Consider the following 18,341-nt stretch of genomic DNA (forward strand, 5'->3'; position numbering starts at 1 on the left):
CCAACTATCTTTCTTGACAGCTCCTTTTTAATATCAAGCTTACCTCTCTTTGTAGTTGCTCTTTGACTTTTTCCCATATGCCTTCCCTTTTGTAAAGTTCACGCAATTCGTTTAAGTTTGGGAAGGAAATTGCATTTCCAAGACAAAGATTGGCACATGTATTACAACCTATTATGCAATTATAAGGTTGTGCAACAATAGGTCCTTCTTTTGTCCACTCATAAACATTTCTGCCACAATTCATGCACATCCCGCATTTAACACATTTATCATGATCAATTGTGGGAAACCAATTTACTTTTTCTCTTGGATATCCAGTTAACCAAGCCATGAAAATTCATCCTTGCTTAGTTTAATTACATTAAAGTTAATCCTTTTGCACAACTCAAATCGGCAAATGCAACCACTGAAACACTCCTATCATCTTTAATCCCATGTAGAGGAATACTATAGCAAATAGGAGTTTAAGCTGTTTTGCAGGAACTTTGTGTGAAACTAATGAGCCAATTGCTGCAAAAGGGATACTTGTGGCAGCCAAAGCCCCGAACTGCACCCAATTAACATAACCTGTAGAATACGGAGGTAATCCTGCAATTCCTAAGCCATTTACCATATATGATATTGCTCCACCTAAAGCTGAAAATGCCATCATAACCATAGATGTTCCAATAGCTTCATGCATTTTGAACCTTAAAGCGAGAACCATAACAGGTACCATTAATACTCCGCCACCAATTCCAATGATTCCTGATACAATGCCTAACAATACACCACATATTATATATGTCCATACATTATCTACAATCTCTTTTTCCTGCTTCATTGGTTTTGCGGTTGCCATTCTGATAGCTCCTAAAACCACAGCAATGCCAAATACCTTTGTAAGAACTGCCCCTGGTGTCTTAGAAGCAATATAAGCACCTAAAAAGGAACCTGCAAAAGCTGATATTCCAAGGAGTATTCCTTGTTTCCATCTTACAGCACCTTTACGATTATGTGTAATCGCACCGCTGATTGATGTAGGAAGCACAACCATCAGGTTAGTGCCGAAAGCCACCCTTATAGCAATGGTAGGATCAACACCTAATTTTTGTAGAATCCAGTACTGAACCGGAACCATAATAAAGCATCCACCTACACCCAGCATACCTGAAGCAAAACCAACAGCTGCTCCAGTTATCAGCAATATTATGACCTCTGTTAATATGGTCATATTCAATCCCTCCTAAAATCTTTTATATTCTTAAAACATTTCAGCTATCTTTTGATAATTTTCTGAATCTGGTATCAATTCTGGACAATCATCAATGGCTACTTCATCTAATGATAATTTTGTAGCAAAGGACATGCATGTAGGTAATCCGCACTTTTTACAATTGCTCTTTGGTAAATACTTAAAGATGTCAATTGCTTTTGGCTGTTTCCATTCTTTGTAACTTGGTGTTATTTGACCTTTGCGACTAATAATATCGTTGATATATTTGATACATTCATCACAGATTTCTTTGGCAACATCTTTATCTAAGAAAGGTCTAAGCGAAATGGTATCTCCTTGGATTGCAACCGTCCATGGCTTGCCTTTGCACTCTTCAGGAAATCCTTTGAAGTTGAATTTTATCCAATTTAAATTAGAAAGATATTTTGCCTTTTCGGCTAGAGCATTGATATAGGGTAGTATTTCTGTAAGGTCACGGTCCACCTTTATTGTTGCTACAAGAATTTCACCACCCGCATGACACGCTGCATAATCAATTTTTACCTCATAATGCTTAATAATTGTGTTTTCCATTTTTATTTTAATCCCTCCATTTTTGAATTGTGCTTTCTAATTTCAGATCCAAAATATTTGCTTTATGATTTTAAAAGATTTTTCTTGATTTTCTCACATAAATCAGGTGAAGAACGTATTCGTGAACAAGATATGCCATTTTTCAGATTGCTTCTAATTACTGAAAAAATCTCATTTTCCAAAACTTTCATACAGTTATTGAACATTTCAATGTCAAGCGAATAATAGGTCATTTTACCTTCTCTTGAGTCTCTAATTAATCCCGCTTGTTTCAATATTTTTAGATGATGTGATACTGCTGGCTGGGACATTTTTAAAGCATCCATGACTTCACAAACTGCCATTTCGTGTTTAGAAAGGAGAAATAAAATACTTATTCTGTTATTATCCGCTAAAGCTTTTAATATATCGATGCTCTTTTGTTCGATATTACATCACTCCCATCTAAATATAAAAATATTTTTATATTTAGATTTTATACCTCAAAAATGTATTTGTCAACACTTTCTATTTGATAAATTACATAAAAACCTAACAGAAAGTGTTGACAAATATAAAACAAGTGTGTTTATTAAGTATTTTAATATTTTACCATGATTTTTATAAAAATTTTAACTTATATCATAAGCCAACTTGGTAGTAATTATAGTATGAGCGAAATTGCTAAGTCAACAAACGTGTCAGTTGCAACTGTTATGAGACTATTTGACAAAGAACCTATCTTTTTAAATTAATCCTTTTCTCAACGCTTGGGTAAAGGCTAAGGTCGGTATGAGGAAGGAATAAAGCTTTTTCAAGGTAGTGTATATAGCCCTCTTCCTCACCTAACTCCATATATGTGAGGTTCTCTTTAATATCCTTTAAAACCTTATGAGCCTCTCTTTCCATGAGCATCTTTTTCGCAGCCTTTAAGGATGTATTCCCAAGAATGACAAATTTATCTCTTGGAATGTCAGGATACATCCCTATGTTTATCGCCGCTTCTATATCAATGTATTCACCAAGCGCGCCTGCTACATAAAATTTGTCAAGGTCACTTAAGTTTATATTCATAGTTTCCAGCATATACGAAACGGCTGCATTAGCTCCTGCCTTTGTTCTCATAAAATTATCTATATCGTTTTGAGTAATGTAAACATCCTCTGTAATGAATATCCTATCACCATTTATAAGCTTGCCTCTTCTGTCTACAAGACCATGAATAAATAGCTCAGATAAAAGCTTTATCATACCTGTACCACATATGCCAATCGGTTTGACATCGCCTATAACATGGAACTTAAATTTGCCATCTTCATATCTGACTTCATCAATAGCCCCTTCCATTGCCCTCATGCCTTTTTCAAGGCTACCTCCTTCAAAAGCAGGACCTGCCGCTCCAGCTGCGCAAAGTAGCCAGTCCTTGTTTCCAAGCATCATTTCTGCATTTGTGCCTATATCGATAAAAAAAGAAACCTCTTCTTTCTTCCACATATCAGAAATCAATATTCCGCCTACAACATCCCCACCTACATAGCTGCCAATGCTTGGCAAGATATACATCCTTGCAAATGAATTTACATTAATACCTATATCTGCAGCTTTGATAAAGCCCGGAGCATTTATTATAGGGGTTTTAGGCACCCTGCAAATTGTCTCTATGGGAAGATTCAAAAGCAGGTGGACCATAACAGTATTAGCCCCTATGCCTATACCTAACAGATTCTCCATGTCTATTTTCTTAGAGAATCTATCAAGGATAGACAAAATATCTCCGGCCACCAACTTCTGAAGTTCGTCCCTTCCTGCTTTGTTGTTGAAAGCATGAAACATTCGATGCAGAACATCTTCCCCTATCTTGACTTGCGAATTGGTACAATTTGCTGAATCTAAAACCTCACCAGTGTTAAGATCAATCAACTCTGCTGATATTGTGGTGCTTCCTATGTCAATGGCAACTGCGTAACATTCCTCTACTCTACCTGCTTGAATTGACAACAAGTGATACTTCTCATCATACATCAAAGAGCAGGTAACCTCGCCTTTTCCTTTTTCAAATTCCTTGTATATTTTTTCGTACAATTCAAAAGGAATTTCAACCCTTCCATGGAGCAAATTTTCCAACTTCTCTCTTACTCTATCTACATAGGCTATATTATCACCTTGTCCCGGTAACTTCATTTTTAGATACTGCTTAAAAAAAACCTTTGCCATTTTACTCACCTCAAGAAAGTTTTTGTAAATAAAAAATCTTTTTTATTGTTTTGATCTGCAAATCCCATCTTTATTACCCCTTTTTTGTTTTTTCTTTTAAGTATACTCTTGCCTAACCTAAATGTAAAATATTAAAATAAAATAAAATTGATATGTAAATACATATACATCGAGGTGAAAAAAGTGACTCTAAGACACCTAAAGATATTCCTGACTGTATGTGAAAAAGGCAGTATGACAGCGGCAGCCAACCACCTTCATATGACACAGCCCCCAGTTAGCCAAGCAATTGCCGAACTTGAGGAATATTATGGAGTAAAACTGTTTGAACGCTTTGGGCGAAAAATCTATCTTACCAACGAAGGTGAAAAACTCTATTCGTATGCTTCTCACATATTGGCTTTGGCAGATGAAGCACAAAAGCAGCTTTTGGACCTTTCTCAAAACGGCATCTTGCGAGTTGGAGCAAGTATGACAATTGGAACTGCAATTTTGCCCTTTATAATAAAAGATTTTTATCAATCTTACCCTAAGACTTATATTCAACCAGTGGTGGACAACACCACAACAATAATTAAAATGATTGAAACTGCCAAGCTTGATATGGCCATCGTAGAAGGGCTGGTCTCAAGCGCAGATATAATCAAAATTCCTGTATATGATGATGAACTTGTTTTGATATGTCCGTCAGAGCATCCATATGCAAAGAAAAAGATAATTGAACCCCACGAGCTTGAAAATCAGCACTTTGTGATTCGCGAGGAAGGAAGCGGAACACGCGAAATTTTTGAAGCCGCCATGCACGAATATAACATCAAATGGAATATTGCAGGAGTGTTTAACAGCACTGAAGCAATCATCAACGCCGTTCACTGCGGCTTGGGCTTTTCATTCATATCTCAACTTTTAGCCGATGAAGCTATAAAAAGGCAAAAAGTGGAACTGGTAAAAGTTCCTAAACTCAAAATCAAGCGCAAATTCAATATCGTATACCATAAGAACAAGTTCATCTCTAATGCTATGGAAAAATTCTTAGGCTATTGCCAAAGATATTTTGGTTCTATAGCATATGTTGGGGTGGGTAAGAACCACCTTTTCAATGTATGAAATTGCTAACAATTACGTTATATTTTGATATGAAAACTAAGGGCAGGCATTCAGAAAATACCTACCCCAACTCTAACAAAGAACCTTAATTTTTTTAATATTCTTTCTTTCTTGAGTGATAGTGAGTGTGAAGCTCCTCATGAGCTTTTGGACCACAAGGCTTTTCATAATATTCTTCGTATACCTTTTTAACCTCTTCGTTTTCATGGGACTTTCTCTTAGGAAGATTTCTGTCGTTTTTGTAAATGCCTTCCATCCTCTTTTTCCTAAACTCAGGATCATCTGTATATGGCTGTCCGCCACCACTCATACAACCACCAGGACATGCCATAACCTCTACAAAGTCATACTTTGTCTCACCGCTTTTTATCTTCTCAATCAATTTCTTAGCATTTCCAATGCCATTAGCTATAGCAATTCTTACTTTCTTACCCTTAATATCCACTTCTGCCTCTTTTATTCCCTCTAAGCCTCTTACAGCAGTAAACTCTATTTTATCCCCTTCTAACTCTTCACCTGTCATAATAGAATATGCTGTTCTCAAAGCTGCTTCCATAACACCGCCTGTCACACCAAAGATTGCAGCCGCACCCGTTGACTCTCCAAGTGGTGAGTCAAAGTTTTCTTCTTCAAGCTTAATAAAGTCTATACCTGATTCTTTTATCATTCTTGCAAGTTCTCTTGTTGTCAAAACAGCATCTACATCATTATTAAACTCGGGTCTTGTTGCCTCAAATTTCTTACCTATACATGGCATAACTGATACTACAAACATATTCTCCCGTGCAACGCCAATCTTCTTAGCATAATAATTCTTTGCAATAGCACCAAATATTTGCTGAGGAGACCTTGCTGTGGAAATATTAGGAATAAGTTCGGGATAAAACTTCTCAACAGCAAGTATCCACGATGGACAGCAAGATGTAAACATTGGAAAATTCTCGCCTTTTTCCAATCTCTCAACTAACTCTGCTGTCTCTTCAACTATGGTCATATCTGCAGCAAATTGCGTATCAAATACTTTGTCAAAGCCAAGTCTTTTGAGTGCTGCTACCATCTTTCCTGTTACAATTTCACCTGGTTCTAAACCAAATTCTTCACCCAGTGCAACACGAACAGCTGGTGCTACTTGAACAACTACAACCTTATTAGGATCAGAAATAGCCTCATAAATCCTTTCTATATCTGTTTTTTCTGCAAGTGCTCCTGTTGGACATACTCTTACGCACTGACCACAGAAAATGCAGTCTGACTCAAGGAGTGGTTTTTCAAAAGGTGTGCTGATATATGCTTTGAAACCTCTTGAAGCAAAATCAATAGCACAAATGTGTTGTACCTCCTCACATATGCGAACACATTTGCCGCAAAGTATGCATTTGTTAGGATCATAGTATATTGGTCCGTTATCCTTAATCTCATAATTTCTCTTTTCGCCTTTAAATCTTATATTTCTAATATTCAATTCATAAGCATATTTTTGAAGCTTACAGTGAAGGTTTTTATCACATTCAAAACAATCAGCATTGTGGCTTGAAAGAAGGAGTTCTAATATCACCCTTCTTGCTTTTAGGACTTTAGGGCTGTTGGTCTTTACTACCATGCCTTCTCTTACAGGCGTATGGCATGATGCAACAAGGTTACCTCTCGCATCCTCAACAACACACAAACGACAAGCACCAAAAGGTTTTAGATCATTGTCATCACACAATCCCGGTATTTCTATCCCCAATTTCTCAGCCGCTTTTTTAATGGTTGTTCCCTTTTCAACTTGCACTTGCTTACCATCTATTGTTAACATTACCATGTTCATTAAAATCTCACTCCTTTCCCCTCTTATTAACCTTTATATATTGCGCCTTTTGGACAATTTTCTGCACATGCTCCGCACTTAATACACTTGCTCTGGTCAATTACATGAGGTTTTTTCTTCTCACCCGAGATTGCACCAACAGGACAAACCTTTACACATTTACCACAACCTATACATTTACCAGGGTCAATTTTATATGCTGCAAGAGCTTGACAAGCACCTGCTGGGCATTTCTTATCACGAATATGAGCCTCATACTCATCTCTAAAATGCTTTATTGTGCTAAGAACAGGATTTGGAGCTGTTTTGCCAAGACCACAAAGAGAAGCACTTATTATTACATCTCCAAGTTCTTCAAGAAGTTCAATATCTCCTTCCTTGCCTTTACCTTCAGTAATTCTCTCGAGTATTTCTAACATCTTCTTATTGCCTTCACGGCATGGAATACACTTTCCACAGGATTCCTCAACTATGAAGTTTGTGAAGAACTTTGCGAAGTCAACCATACAGGTATCTTCATCAACTACAACAACACCTCCAGAACCCATTATAGCTCCCGCTTTTGACAATGAATCAAAATCTATAGGCAGGTCTAACTGACTTTCAGGCACACATCCACCTGAAGGACCACCTAACTGTACTGCCTTAAATTTCTTGTTATTTGCTATACCGCCACCTATATCAAATATAAGCTCACGAAGTTTCAATCCCATTGGGACTTCAACAAGACCTGTTCTGTTAACCTTTCCTGATAGAGCAAAGATCTTTGTACCAGTACTTGTTGGAGTACCTATTGATGCAAACCATTCTCCACCATTTAGGATTATTTCTGGTATGCATGCAAATGTCTCAACATTGTTCAAAACCGTTGGCATCTCCCAAAGTCCACACTCATTTGTTCTTGGTGGACGAACCCTTGGCATACCACGTTTTCCTTCTATAGAGTAAGTAAGAGCAGTGGATTCACCACAGACAAATGCACCTGCACCTTCTCTTACATGTAACCTAAATGAAAAACCAGTTCCAAGGATGTTATCTCCAAGCAATCCCAATTTTTCGCATTCTTCAATTGCTTTTCTGAGCATCTGAACAGCCAAAGGATATTCTGCACGTACATAGATATATCCTTCATCAGATCCTATAGCATAAGCGCCTATCATCATACCTTCAATTACTTTATGTGGATCGCCTTCCATAACACTTCTGTCCATGAAAGCACCAGGATCGCCTTCGTCTCCATTACATATAATATACTTCTTAGGGCTTTGGTTCTTATAAGCTCCAAGCCACTTTTCTCCTGTTGGGAATCCAGCACCACCGCGGCCTCTAAGCCCGGACTTTATAACCTCATCTATTATCTGTTTACGGTCCATTGTTAAAGCCTTAGCTATAGCTGAATAACCACCCTCAGCAATATAGTCATATACAGATGCTGGGTCAACAGTACCACAATGCTTTAAAACAAGACGTGTCTGTTTCGCATAGAAAGGATTTTCATCCCTCTTTACATAGGTTTTACCTGTAGCTGGATCGTGGTATAAAAGCCTTTCTATTATTTCATTTTTCTTAATGCTCTTTTCCACAATCTCTTCCACATCTTCAGGCTTTACACCTACATAAAATACCCCTAAAGGCTCTATTGTCATAAGAGGACCTTGTGCGCAGAAACCTTGACAACCTGTCATTTTAACATGAACTTCACTTGTATTCTCAAGACAGTCACTTGATAAGTTCACATCAACATTTGCAAACCCTTCTCTTTTGAGAACTTTTACAAGTTCATCTCTAACAGCCAGTGAACCTGAAGCTCTACAACCAGTTCCACCGCATATACGTATAACTATTTTCTCTTTTTTCTTTGCTTCTTTTATCTTTTCTCTTAAATTTTCTAACTCTTGTATGGATTTTAACTTCACCATTAAACCACACCTCCCACAATCATACTTAATTTTATTGTGCAGAAGCTGCTGCTTCCACATCACTGTACTCTTTTAATACCTCGCTAACCTTCTCAGGAGTCATTTTACCATAAGTTTTTTCATTTACCATGACAGTTGGTGCCAAACCGCATGCACCAAGACATCCAACTCTCTCCAAAGTGAATTTCAAATCACTTGTGGTCTCTCCAGCTTTAATACCCAACTGCTTCTCGAACTCCGCAAGAATTTTGTTAGCACCTTTAACATGGCAAGCAGTCCCAAGACAAACTCTGATAACATATTTCCCCCTTGGTTTTAGATGGAACTGTGCATAGAAAGTAGCAACACCATAAATCTTGCTGGCAGGAATTCCTGTTTTGCTTGCAATGTAGAAAATTACATCTTCAGGCAAATATCCAAATTCATGTTGAACATGCTGAAGAATAGCGATAAGCGCTCCTCTCTCATTTGCGAGCTTGGATAATATCTCATCGACTTTCTCAAACCTTGGATCTTTACTTCCTTTGCAGCAGCAATTACACATCAGATTTAAACCTCCTTTAAACATTTTTAATTTAATAATATTAGTAAAACTTATAAATTATTAGCACAGCCCAAAATGATAAAATTCACGTTGCGTTTTAGTACTTTAATCCTGTTATTAAACCTTTTCAATTTCCTTCTTACCTCACCTCCAGAATTTAGCTTCCACCACCTTGCAACACCTTTCTTTCAAGCTATGGGCTACTCACAACTCAAAACATCTCTTCTAACTCCTCTTTTTGCCCTTGACTGAGCTTAGGCCTTTTAACACAAGACAACACCTCTCTTCCGCAACTTTTGAATTTTGTTCATGTTATCACCCTCCTGGTTATGGGTTTTTCTGTCACTTATTTTTTTACCATGAGGGTTTTGTTTTTGCAAAGACTATTTTAATTTATTAGGAATTCTCGTATATAAAAATTCCTCTTTACAAATTTTCTCCTGTTGTTGTCATCGCCAATTTCCCATGTTTTACCCCTTTTGTGCTTATTATTTCATCTGCAATTTTTATAATTTCCTTTGAAGTGCCTTTTACCACCATTACTTCAAGACAATTATGCTCATCCAAGTGGACATGCATTGTGGAGATTATATTTTTGTAATGTTTATGCTGTATGTCAGTTAGTTTGTCGCTTATTTCCCTCATTTCATGGTTAAAGACATATGTAATTGTCCCCATAGTCTCTACATCTTCTGCTTCCCACTGATTTTCTACTATGAAATCCCTTATTAAATCTCTTATGGCTTCAGATCGATTGTTGTAATTTTTTTTCTTTATTAGTTCGTCAAATTGATAAAGAAGCTTTGATTCCATTGAAACACCAAAACGAGTTATTTCCTCCAGACCTATCACTCCCGTAAAATAGTGTTATTTCTATACTAAAATAATAACTCCATTTTGTGATAGTGTCAAGAATTTATAGGGAAAGGATGATGTCAAGAGTTTGTAGAAAGATTTTTCCCTTTTATCTGTATTCCAGTAATTCTTTGCTTCTTTTCTTTTGCTTTGCAAAACTTTTTGCTAAAAACAAAACCACCTTCTAAAAATTCCACGGTCTTTTAAAGTATTCACAAGCATTTACCTTCTCTGCAAATTCCCTACTTTCAAAATGAACATTCTCAATTCTCCTTATTGGAAACACTCCCCCTATACTGCTTGTTACAAAACTTTCTTCCATCTCGGCTACATCCTCTAGCTTTAGGTAACATTTTTTTACCTCATACCCTAAAGTCACAGCTTTTTCAATCACTTTTTTTCTTGTAACCCCTGGAAGTATGCCTGATGATAGTCGAGGGGTTAAAATCAAATTCCCTTTTCTAAAAAATATGTTTGCAAAAGCCGCTTCACAAATAAATCCTCTCTGGTTTAAAAATAGGCATGTATCATACCCTTTTTCTTTTGCCCTTTTATCTTCGATATAATTCAAGCCCATATTGAAAGTCTTTATATAGTTCAATATGTTTTTTGAATCTTTAAAAACCTTAGATACTACAATATCAAGTCCTTTTTCGTATAAATTCCTACTGTATGATATTTCTTTCTTTTCAATCAAAAGCTTCTGACCATCAAAAAACGTACTAATACCACCAAACTTGCTTCCATTATTCAAAATATATCTTATAATCTGGCTTCGAAAATCCTCATACTGAAGCTCAAAAGAAGTTTTTAAGACAAAAAAGCCCCTTTTTAGCCTTTTAAAGTGTTCATATAAAAAATATGCATCTCCATCTTCGTAATAAATTGTCTCAAAAGGAACTAATCCAAATTTACTATAATAGAAACTCATTCCTTCAAATCACCTTTAAATCTTCAAATTTTTATTGAATTTTGGTTGTTTGTTAAGATGTCATAAAGAGGCTTTCCTTTGTAGAGGGTCTCTTTATACTCTTCCTCCTCATTTGAATCCCAAACTATTCCGCCTCCAACATTGTAATATGCTTGATTGCCTTCTATTATCATAGTTCTTATTGCAATGTTAAAATCCATGTTGAAGTTGTTCGAAACATAACCTATTGAACCTGTATAAACTCCCCTTGGTGTTTTTTCTAATTCTTCAATTATCTTGATGGAATTCAGTTTTGGTGCACCGGTTATAGATCCACCGGGGAATGTAGCTCTTATTATATCCCCAAAGTCAATCCCTCTATTTAATTCACCCTTTATTGTGGAAACAAGGTGAAAAACGGTAGAATACTCCTCCACCTCAAAAAGCTTTTCCACACAAATAGAATAAGGCTTACAAATCTTAGCAAAATCATTTCTCTCAAGGTCAACAATCATAAGAAGTTCGGACCTGCACTTTTCATCATTATAAAGCAGGTTTTTTAAATACTCATCCTCTTTATGGTCCTTTCCCCTTCTTACCGTCCCCTTTATAGGCCTTGTAATTATGACATCATCCCTTTTTTGCAAAAAAAGCTCAGGGGATGTGGAGACAATATTACTTTTGTCAAGTTTGACAAAGGCATGGTATGCTCCATAGTTCCTTTTTCTTAAAATAGAATAAAGAAACATGGGGTCAAATTTGCCAATAAATTTAAACTGCTGGGACAAGTTTACCTGATAAACATCTCCTTCATATATATATTCTCTAATCTTGCAGATGCTTTGCTTATATTCCTCTTTTTCAAAATTGCAAACAACCTCATTGACAACAGGTGGGACAATTCTGAACCCATCGAAGTTATCTTCGTTTTCTAACTCATATATCTTTTCCAAATCATCCCTTTCTGATAGACAAACATAAGTCTTTTTGTCAAAATGGTCAAATATTATATAGTCTTCATAATAACCAAAAAAGGCTTTATAAGTGGCAGAAAAATCTCTTTTTCTTTCCACACCAAACAGATCAACACCGAAGTTGTAAGAAAGATAGCCTGCAAACCCGCCATTGAATATAAAAGGGGAAGGTGATCTTCTTTCCACCATCCTCCTTGTCAGCACATCCAAAAACTCAAAAACGTCATCTTGGTCGTGGCATAAAAAAATCTCTTTTGGATTTACAAATACGAACGAATAGCGACCAAACCTATCGTCAAGGAGATTGCTTTCAAGCAGCACAGAATAGTCCTTATTAAGATTATAAAAAACTCTAAAAGGCTCTATCAATTTGTCCATTATAACCATTTTGTCAATCATTTTGGTCAATTCTCACCTTCCAAAAAATTTTTGAGCATCAAAAGTCCTTCTTCGGTCGCAATCGACTCGGGATGAAATTGCACTCCTTCAATAGCATACTTTTTATGCCTTATTCCCATTATTTCACCTTTTTTGTTAATAGCGGTTATCTTTAGATTATCATGTGGAAAGCCATCTTGAGAAAGAATAAGTGAGTGATATCTTGTCACTTTAAGAGGATTATTCAAATCACGGTAAATTCCCATACCATCATGCTCAATATCATCAACTATGCCATGCATAGGCTTTAGGGCTTTTACAAGCTTTGCCCCAAAATAAACCCCAATAGCCTGATGTCCCAAGCATACACCAAGTATCTTCTTTTTATCCTTGAAGACCTCAATTATATCCAATAGAATTTTATCATCTGTCGGCCTTCCAGGCCCCGGTGATAAAACAATGTGTGAAGGATTGAGGCTTTTTATAAAATCTATATCCACCTCATCCCTGTTTTTTACAATAGTGTCTTCTTTGAGCCTTAAAAAGTAGTTATACAAATTATAAGTAAATGAGTCGTAATTATCCACAATAAGAATCACTTTTGTATCACCTATGCCAAAAATCTTTCCTTTCAGGAACAATAAGATTTATATATTTAATTGCCCTTTTAGTAATTCTAGTCATTGCCGCAATCTTATCAATCTTAGAATATCTTTTATCCATCAATTATTTTACCTTTGAGAAATATTATAAACTACCTTAACATTTACGTCAAGGTTAACATGCAATATGCTCCATCCTCTTGGCCTTGAATTAATTCCTATAGATGTTAAAATAAAATTATACACAAGCAACTTGTGTGCAAAATTTTCACGTTTTAAAAAATGCTTATATCTCCATAATGTTTTAAAAAACTTTTAAACATCAAGTTATCAACATATTCACACACATTTGTGGATAAGTTGCTTAAACAAAAGTATAAATGGGTAAGAGAAAAGAAAAGGGCCATTGATGAAATATCAAAAATTGAAGAATATCTAAATAAAATTGTTATGGAATGTAAAAGTTTTAATGGTATAATTATAATAGTTACAAATGAAGTTTGTATGAAGTGTACTTGGTTGCATTAGATATTCCGCTAAAACTTAAATAGGGGATGAAATGTGATGAGAGAATTCAAAAGATTGTTGATTTGCATATCATTTTCTACACGATTTCCAGTAAATATTGGATATGTTGAAACAGAGGAGATGTCAGCTTCTTCTTTTTATTACGGGACGGTGGGCCTTATCATTGGTCTTTTTGAGTATACTATCTATTTTATAATGCACTTGCTGTTTCCCAAAGATGTATCAATACTTTCTGCCATGTTTTTTGTGCAACTTTTCACATCTTTTATGAATTTAGATGGCCTTACGGATACCTGTGATGGTATATTAAGTGGGAGATCAAATAGGGAAAAGATATTTGAGATTATGAAGGATAGTAGAATAGGTGTTGTAGGAACCGCTGTTGTAGTGTTTACTATACTTTTTAAATATAAATTTTACAGTGTATTTAGCGAAAATTTTAATGAAAAAGTTATACTCATTGCTTTTATATTAGTGGAAATGCTTTCAAAAGCTTCGGTATATCCAAGTTTTCTGGCTTCTCATCCTGCACATTCAGGTAGTAGATTAGGAAGTCTTTTTTTAGGAAAGATGAGCAAGAAAAGATTTATTTTTGCTTTTTTTATAACAATTATGGTTTCCTTTTTGGTTGGTAAATTTTTAGGTATTGCACTCTGTTTTGCAGCTTTTTTATATGGCTTTATCGCAATGAAATTGTTTGAGAGACAATTAGGCGGCATGACAGGAGATGTATTAGGATTTATTGTTGAAACATCGCAATGCATTTTGCTAAGTTTAATGTATATTTTGATTTTATACAACAGAGTAATTTTGTGAGGTTGAAGAGTATGCCAACATGTGTTATTGCAACAGCGCAAGGTACATGCGGAGAGTTTGTACAAGGAATGGTGAAAGGAAAAGAGCTTCTTGTGTCTTGTCCTATCGACATAAAAAGCTATGCGAAAGTTTTTTTTAAGAAAAATGGAAAGATATTATATGAAAAGGCAAGAAAAACCGTACTAAAAACATTAGAATTTATCAATGAGGATAAGAATTTGATTCACAGCATTGGAGTTGAAATAAGCTCAGAAATTCCTCACGCAAAGGGGATGGGAAGTAGTACAGCAGACATATCAGCAGTGGCAGTAGCAACTGCTATGTTATTCGGTAAGGTTTTGAAAGATGAAGATATAGCGAATATATGCACAGCTGTTGAACCAACAAACAGCACCATATTTGATGTGCTCACACTTTTTGATTCAAATAATGGTAAATATATAGAAAAACTCGGGCCGCCGCCTCATATGAAAGTGCTTGTTCTTGAAGGGAAAGATAGAATAAATACAATTGAATTTAAAAGCAAAAGAAAAGAGGTTTTCTGTGTTGAAAAGGAGGTCATGATTTTAAAAGAGGGTGTGAGAGAAGCGAACGGATTTTTAATAGGTTTGGCCTCGACAAAAAGTGCACACAAGAATCAAAAGATTCTCGAAAAACCCTATTTTGAAGAGATAGTTGAAACTTCAAATTCTTTTGGAGCATATGGAGTATGTGTTTCACATACAGGAAGTGCCATTGGTATACTTATGGATGATGCGAAAGTTGATGTGCAAAAAGTGGAGAGATTTTTTAAAATTAAGTTTTCTTCCAATTATTATAAGGTATATCTTAAAAATGTAGTATGCTTAGCACCAGAAATTTTGCATGTAAAATAAAAAGGGTGGTTCTTACCCACCCCCACCAATATTATAGCACATCTTAAAGTCTTCTACATTTAGGACATACTAAAAGATATGAAGGTATTTTATCCCCTTTTTGAGAAGCTTTTATCGCAAGCAAAGATGGCTTTGGCATCAATTCACCACAAGATTGACATCTTACGAATTCAACTTTTGTTATGTCCAACATATCGCCTTTATTGAAAGTAGACATTATTGGTGTGTTCAGAAATTCAATAGCTTCAAAAGGGCATGCATCTGCACACTGCTTGCATGAAATACATTTGCCCTTATCTATAACATATCTTTTCCCATTTTCATCATCCTCCATTTTTATAGCATTCGCTGGGCAAAAATATATACATATACCGCAACCAATACATCTTTCAGGAACATGCTTAGGAAAACCTCTGTAGTTCTCTCCAAATTCAGGTAAAGAACCTTTCGGAAATCCTTCGGTAATTGGCTTTTTAAAAAGATTTTTAAGAAGTGATTTACCCAGTTTATACATTATATCTTCACCTCATTTTATAATAAGTAACTCAACAATAACACAACAACAGATAACGGAAAGAGCACTTTAAAATAGATAGCAGTAAATTGAGCAAGACGCAATCTTGCAGTTATTGTTTCAAAAAAAGTCATTAAAAATACAAGCAAAAAGGATGATAGAATAATCATCAACAAACTAACTGTTGGAGGAACTAATAAAACAGGCAAATACAGCATAGAAAATAGTAAGGCAACAGCTGTCAATTCCAGATAATGCATTATTTCAAACATAAATAATACCAATCCTGATGCTTCTACTATAGGACCTTCTAAAATCTCGGTTTCGGCATTTGATATAGAAAAAGGATTCAATTTTACTTCTGCCTGCATACACATTAGAAATATGGGTAAGGTTAAAATCTTTATAAGCATATCCGTACCTGACCATGTAGTTTTAGCAATGGTCATTAAATTAAACGATGGTATTGGCTTTGCTAAAAAAGCAATTGCAGTTATAATTATAAGTAATGGTATATTGTAATAAAAGAGCATCTGAACAGCCCTTGAAGAACCTACGAGTCCATATGGGGACCTGGTAGCATACCCAAAAAGTATTTGCGAAATTAAAGGTATTTCTAAAAGATATAATATAATTATCATATCAAAAGAAGTCTTAATAGTATGCATATCTTTCTGATAATGAAAAGGTAAAGGAAAAGACACAAAAGCTAATAATAGGGATATAATACCTATAAATGGAATGAAATAATATAGAAAATTAGAAATCCCCTTTGGCTTTACAATCTGTTTGGATAAAAGCTTCCCAATATCATAAAATGGCTGTAAAAGAGGAGGTCCTTGTCTTAACTGCATCCTCGCCTTTACTTTTCTTCGGAAACCCTCCATACAACCCCCAAGTAAAATCGCAAATAACAAACCAGGGTAAATAAACATTGCTAACAGTCCTCTCATTCCTTTCTCAACTCCTTGAAAATCTTTATCGCCTTCATCAAACCCTCTATAATTGCATTTGGATGTGCTGAACATCCACCTATATAAACATCTACTGGAATAAATTTGTCAGCAGGACCAACTATGCTATATCCACCATTAAAAACCCCTCCGCTTATAGCACAACAGCCAATCGCCACAACCACTTTAGGGTCTGGGATCATCTCATAAACTTTCAAAAGTGGCTCTTTAGACCTTGCTGTCACAGGACCTGTAAGAAGCAATATATCAGCATGTCTTGGACTGCCAACCATTTTTATGCCTAATCTTTCAACATCGTACTTAGAAGAAAATAAAGCCATAATTTCTATATCGCATCCATTGCACGAACCGGTATTCATGTGATAAACCCAAGGAGATTTCTCTCGAAAATGTTCAAGCATATTATAACCTCCCCAAAAGATGAGTTAAACCATCCAAATTGAGAAGCAAAATCGGTAGACTTACAAAAATACCTGCTCCAACTATAAAGATAGCCATGATAATAAGAACAAAATCAGATAAATCTTTTTTAAATTTTTTCACTTCCACCTTACATGTTCCCAAGAATACATTGTGATAAGCTCTAATGTAATAAACAAGGGTGATTATACTTCCCAATATCATACCTAATGAAAGCCATACACTCTCTTTTAAACCTGACAGGTATATCAAGTACTTGCCTGTAAATCCAGGAAAAAAGGGTACCCCTATTAATGTCAGAGCAAAGGTAAGAAAAGAAACTGCTCCAAAAGGAAACCTTTGAGCTTCTCCACCGAGCTTTTCCATATCAAGCGTCCCTGCCAATCTTTCCAGTTTATCGGTAATAAGAAACATACCCAACTTGGCTATAATATGATTTGTAAAAAGGATAATTGAAGCTATTATGCTCATATTTGAAAAGATTCCAATGCCGATCAAAAGATATCCTACATCATCAATAGAAGAATATGCAAGCATCTTTTTTAAATCTTTCTCTGCAAATGCCATTATAGCTCCAATAAATATGGTCAAAATTCCTATCAAAATCAACGCTGCTTTAGTTTTTTCATAAAAGCCACTGTTTGTATTACTGATCTTATTCATAATATCCACGAGCAGAGCAAAATCAACTACCTCAGAAAGACATATAAAAACCGCTGCAGTAATTGAATCCACATCTGCCACAAGCTTCGGAAGCCACCACATTACGGGAAATACTGCAAGTTTTAGTAAAACGGCAATCATCAAAACACCATAAAACCATATCCCGTATTTTAATCCTATTTCAGAGATAAAAGAAAGAAAGATATAAATACTTGCTATAAAAACAAACACTTTAAAAGCATTTATAGACTTTCTAAATTTGAGAATCATCAAAAACATAATTATAGAAAAAACTTCAAGCAGTAATGTAAAGATATTTTTCTCCGATCTTAAAATGTATAATTCTGATAAAAGAATGAAAAACAAGATTAAGATAATCTCTTTTTGCTTATAGTTTTTGTAATAAAAGCATCCTAAAACTATTGCCGTAAAAATAAGCACACCGGATAATATATTCACCATATCAATGC

The 18,341-nt window shown here is 35.4% G+C and carries 20 protein-coding genes; 4 read left to right on the forward strand and 16 right to left on the reverse strand.

What is annotated here, in order from left to right; genetic code table 11:
• Nucleotides 1-4: 4 nt before the first annotated feature.
• The 5 genes from TKV_RS09505 to TKV_RS09525 all read right to left on the reverse strand — a co-directional run bounded on the left by TKV_RS09505 (nucleotide 5) and on the right by TKV_RS09525 (nucleotide 3,982).
• On the reverse strand, nucleotides 5-331 hold the full coding sequence (locus TKV_RS09505) for a 4Fe-4S dicluster domain-containing protein (protein WP_049685734.1): 327 nt from the start codon (nucleotides 329-331) through the stop codon (nucleotides 5-7).
• Nucleotides 332-385: 54 nt separating this feature from the next.
• Nucleotides 386-1,213: a sulfite exporter TauE/SafE family protein gene (locus TKV_RS09510; RefSeq protein ID WP_049685735.1), complete on the reverse strand. Its 828-nt coding sequence runs from the start codon at nucleotides 1,211-1,213 to the stop codon at nucleotides 386-388.
• 30 nt (nucleotides 1,214-1,243) lie between these two features.
• Nucleotides 1,244-1,789: a (Fe-S)-binding protein gene (locus tag TKV_RS09515; RefSeq protein ID WP_049685736.1), complete on the reverse strand. Its 546-nt coding sequence runs from the start codon at nucleotides 1,787-1,789 to the stop codon at nucleotides 1,244-1,246.
• Nucleotides 1,790-1,851: 62 nt separating this feature from the next.
• Nucleotides 1,852-2,217 (reverse strand): ArsR/SmtB family transcription factor, encoded by a 366-nt coding sequence (locus TKV_RS12150; RefSeq protein ID WP_084574239.1) that lies wholly within the window; start codon nucleotides 2,215-2,217, stop codon nucleotides 1,852-1,854.
• A gap of 289 nt (nucleotides 2,218-2,506) precedes the next feature.
• Nucleotides 2,507-3,982 carry an ASKHA domain-containing protein gene (locus TKV_RS09525; protein WP_049685737.1) on the reverse strand — a complete coding sequence of 492 codons (1,476 nt, stop codon included), beginning with the start codon at nucleotides 3,980-3,982 and terminating at the stop codon, nucleotides 2,507-2,509.
• A gap of 174 nt (nucleotides 3,983-4,156) precedes the next feature.
• Here TKV_RS09525 and TKV_RS09530 point away from each other — a divergent pair, with 174 nt between their 5' ends.
• Nucleotides 4,157-5,089 (forward strand): LysR family transcriptional regulator, encoded by a 933-nt coding sequence (locus tag TKV_RS09530; RefSeq protein ID WP_158506605.1) that lies wholly within the window; start codon nucleotides 4,157-4,159, stop codon nucleotides 5,087-5,089.
• A gap of 94 nt (nucleotides 5,090-5,183) precedes the next feature.
• On the opposite strand, the gene TKV_RS09535 is transcribed toward TKV_RS09530, so the two are convergent.
• The 7 genes from TKV_RS09535 to TKV_RS09565 all read right to left on the reverse strand — a co-directional run bounded on the left by TKV_RS09535 (nucleotide 5,184) and on the right by TKV_RS09565 (nucleotide 13,078).
• Nucleotides 5,184-6,899: an NADH-dependent [FeFe] hydrogenase, group A6 gene (locus TKV_RS09535; RefSeq protein ID WP_049685739.1), complete on the reverse strand. Its 1,716-nt coding sequence runs from the start codon at nucleotides 6,897-6,899 to the stop codon at nucleotides 5,184-5,186.
• Between the two features lie 26 nt (nucleotides 6,900-6,925).
• Nucleotides 6,926-8,818: an NADH-quinone oxidoreductase subunit NuoF gene (gene nuoF, locus TKV_RS09540; RefSeq protein WP_173402339.1), complete on the reverse strand. Its 1,893-nt coding sequence runs from the start codon at nucleotides 8,816-8,818 to the stop codon at nucleotides 6,926-6,928.
• 31 nt (nucleotides 8,819-8,849) lie between these two features.
• The gene (nuoE, locus tag TKV_RS09545; protein WP_049685740.1) at nucleotides 8,850-9,362 is read right to left on the reverse strand and encodes an NADH-quinone oxidoreductase subunit NuoE; all 513 of its coding nucleotides are present in this window, start codon (nucleotides 9,360-9,362) and stop codon (nucleotides 8,850-8,852) included.
• 426 nt (nucleotides 9,363-9,788) lie between these two features.
• Nucleotides 9,789-10,214 (reverse strand): nickel-responsive transcriptional regulator NikR, encoded by a 426-nt coding sequence (gene nikR / locus TKV_RS09550; protein WP_084574241.1) that lies wholly within the window; start codon nucleotides 10,212-10,214, stop codon nucleotides 9,789-9,791.
• Nucleotides 10,215-10,401: 187 nt separating this feature from the next.
• On the reverse strand, nucleotides 10,402-11,148 hold the full coding sequence (locus tag TKV_RS09555) for an aminotransferase class IV (RefSeq protein WP_049685741.1): 747 nt from the start codon (nucleotides 11,146-11,148) through the stop codon (nucleotides 10,402-10,404).
• A gap of 23 nt (nucleotides 11,149-11,171) precedes the next feature.
• Complete coding sequence (gene pabB, locus TKV_RS09560; RefSeq protein WP_049686273.1) at nucleotides 11,172-12,500, reverse strand: aminodeoxychorismate synthase component I; 1,329 nt, start codon at nucleotides 12,498-12,500, stop codon at nucleotides 11,172-11,174.
• A 5-nt stretch (nucleotides 12,501-12,505) separates the two neighbouring features.
• On the reverse strand, nucleotides 12,506-13,078 hold the full coding sequence (locus TKV_RS09565) for an anthranilate synthase component II (protein WP_049685742.1): 573 nt from the start codon (nucleotides 13,076-13,078) through the stop codon (nucleotides 12,506-12,508).
• A 354-nt stretch (nucleotides 13,079-13,432) separates the two neighbouring features.
• On the opposite strand from TKV_RS09565, the gene TKV_RS13025 reads away from it, so the two are divergent.
• From TKV_RS13025 to TKV_RS09575, 3 genes are read left to right on the forward strand one after another with little or no spacing between them, the layout of a single operon-like run.
• Entirely contained in the window at nucleotides 13,433-13,609 is a 177-nt protein-coding gene (locus TKV_RS13025) for a hypothetical protein (RefSeq protein ID WP_158506606.1), read from the forward strand.
• A gap of 36 nt (nucleotides 13,610-13,645) precedes the next feature.
• A complete protein-coding gene (gene cobS / locus TKV_RS09570; protein ID WP_049685743.1) occupies nucleotides 13,646-14,425 on the forward strand; it encodes an adenosylcobinamide-GDP ribazoletransferase in 780 nt (259 codons plus the stop codon).
• Nucleotides 14,426-14,436: 11 nt separating this feature from the next.
• Nucleotides 14,437-15,300, forward strand: a complete 864-nt coding sequence (locus TKV_RS09575) for a GHMP family kinase ATP-binding protein (protein WP_158506607.1) — start codon at nucleotides 14,437-14,439, stop codon at nucleotides 15,298-15,300.
• 43 nt (nucleotides 15,301-15,343) lie between these two features.
• On the opposite strand, the gene TKV_RS09580 is transcribed toward TKV_RS09575, so the two are convergent.
• From TKV_RS09580 to TKV_RS09595, 4 genes are read right to left on the reverse strand one after another with little or no spacing between them, the layout of a single operon-like run.
• Nucleotides 15,344-15,814 carry a 4Fe-4S dicluster domain-containing protein gene (locus tag TKV_RS09580; protein WP_049685745.1) on the reverse strand — a complete coding sequence of 157 codons (471 nt, stop codon included), beginning with the start codon at nucleotides 15,812-15,814 and terminating at the stop codon, nucleotides 15,344-15,346.
• Nucleotides 15,815-15,831: 17 nt separating this feature from the next.
• The gene (locus TKV_RS09585) at nucleotides 15,832-16,767 is read right to left on the reverse strand and encodes a respiratory chain complex I subunit 1 family protein (protein ID WP_049685746.1); all 936 of its coding nucleotides are present in this window, start codon (nucleotides 16,765-16,767) and stop codon (nucleotides 15,832-15,834) included.
• Complete coding sequence (locus TKV_RS09590; RefSeq protein ID WP_049685747.1) at nucleotides 16,764-17,189, reverse strand: NADH-quinone oxidoreductase subunit B family protein; 426 nt, start codon at nucleotides 17,187-17,189, stop codon at nucleotides 16,764-16,766. The genes TKV_RS09585 and TKV_RS09590 overlap by 4 nt, the downstream gene beginning before the upstream one ends.
• A gap of 1 nt (nucleotide 17,190) precedes the next feature.
• Entirely contained in the window at nucleotides 17,191-18,333 is a 1,143-nt protein-coding gene (locus tag TKV_RS09595) for a proton-conducting transporter transmembrane domain-containing protein (protein WP_049685748.1), read from the reverse strand.
• Nucleotides 18,334-18,341: the final 8 nt, after the last annotated feature.

Source organism: Thermoanaerobacter kivui, from assembly GCF_000763575.1.
In the GTDB taxonomy this organism is placed as follows: domain Bacteria; phylum Bacillota; class Thermoanaerobacteria; order Thermoanaerobacterales; family Thermoanaerobacteraceae; genus Thermoanaerobacter; species Thermoanaerobacter kivui.

Coding starts and splice junctions, on each gene's coding strand:
- TKV_RS09505 (WP_049685734.1), bottom strand. CDS start 331: ATGGCTTGGTTAACTGGATATCCAAGAGAAAAAGTAAATTGGTTTCCC.
- TKV_RS09510 (WP_049685735.1), bottom strand. CDS start 1,213: ATGACCATATTAACAGAGGTCATAATATTGCTGATAACTGGAGCAGCT.
- TKV_RS09515 (WP_049685736.1), bottom strand. CDS start 1,789: ATGGAAAACACAATTATTAAGCATTATGAGGTAAAAATTGATTATGCA.
- TKV_RS09525 (WP_049685737.1), bottom strand. CDS start 3,982: ATGGCAAAGGTTTTTTTTAAGCAGTATCTAAAAATGAAGTTACCGGGA.
- TKV_RS09535 (WP_049685739.1), bottom strand. CDS start 6,899: ATGAACATGGTAATGTTAACAATAGATGGTAAGCAAGTGCAAGTTGAA.
- nuoF (WP_173402339.1), bottom strand. CDS start 8,818: ATGGTGAAGTTAAAATCCATACAAGAGTTAGAAAATTTAAGAGAAAAG.
- nuoE (WP_049685740.1), bottom strand. CDS start 9,362: ATGTGTAATTGCTGCTGCAAAGGAAGTAAAGATCCAAGGTTTGAGAAA.
- TKV_RS09555 (WP_049685741.1), bottom strand. CDS start 11,148: ATGAGTTTCTATTATAGTAAATTTGGATTAGTTCCTTTTGAGACAATT.
- pabB (WP_049686273.1), bottom strand. CDS start 12,500: ATGATTGACAAAATGGTTATAATGGACAAATTGATAGAGCCTTTTAGA.
- cobS (WP_049685743.1), top strand. CDS start 13,646: ATGAGAGAATTCAAAAGATTGTTGATTTGCATATCATTTTCTACACGA.
- TKV_RS09575 (WP_158506607.1), top strand. CDS start 14,437: ATGCCAACATGTGTTATTGCAACAGCGCAAGGTACATGCGGAGAGTTT.
- TKV_RS09580 (WP_049685745.1), bottom strand. CDS start 15,814: ATGTATAAACTGGGTAAATCACTTCTTAAAAATCTTTTTAAAAAGCCA.
- TKV_RS09585 (WP_049685746.1), bottom strand. CDS start 16,767: ATGAGAGGACTGTTAGCAATGTTTATTTACCCTGGTTTGTTATTTGCG.
- TKV_RS09590 (WP_049685747.1), bottom strand. CDS start 17,189: ATGCTTGAACATTTTCGAGAGAAATCTCCTTGGGTTTATCACATGAAT.
- TKV_RS09595 (WP_049685748.1), bottom strand. CDS start 18,333: ATGGTGAATATATTATCCGGTGTGCTTATTTTTACGGCAATAGTTTTA.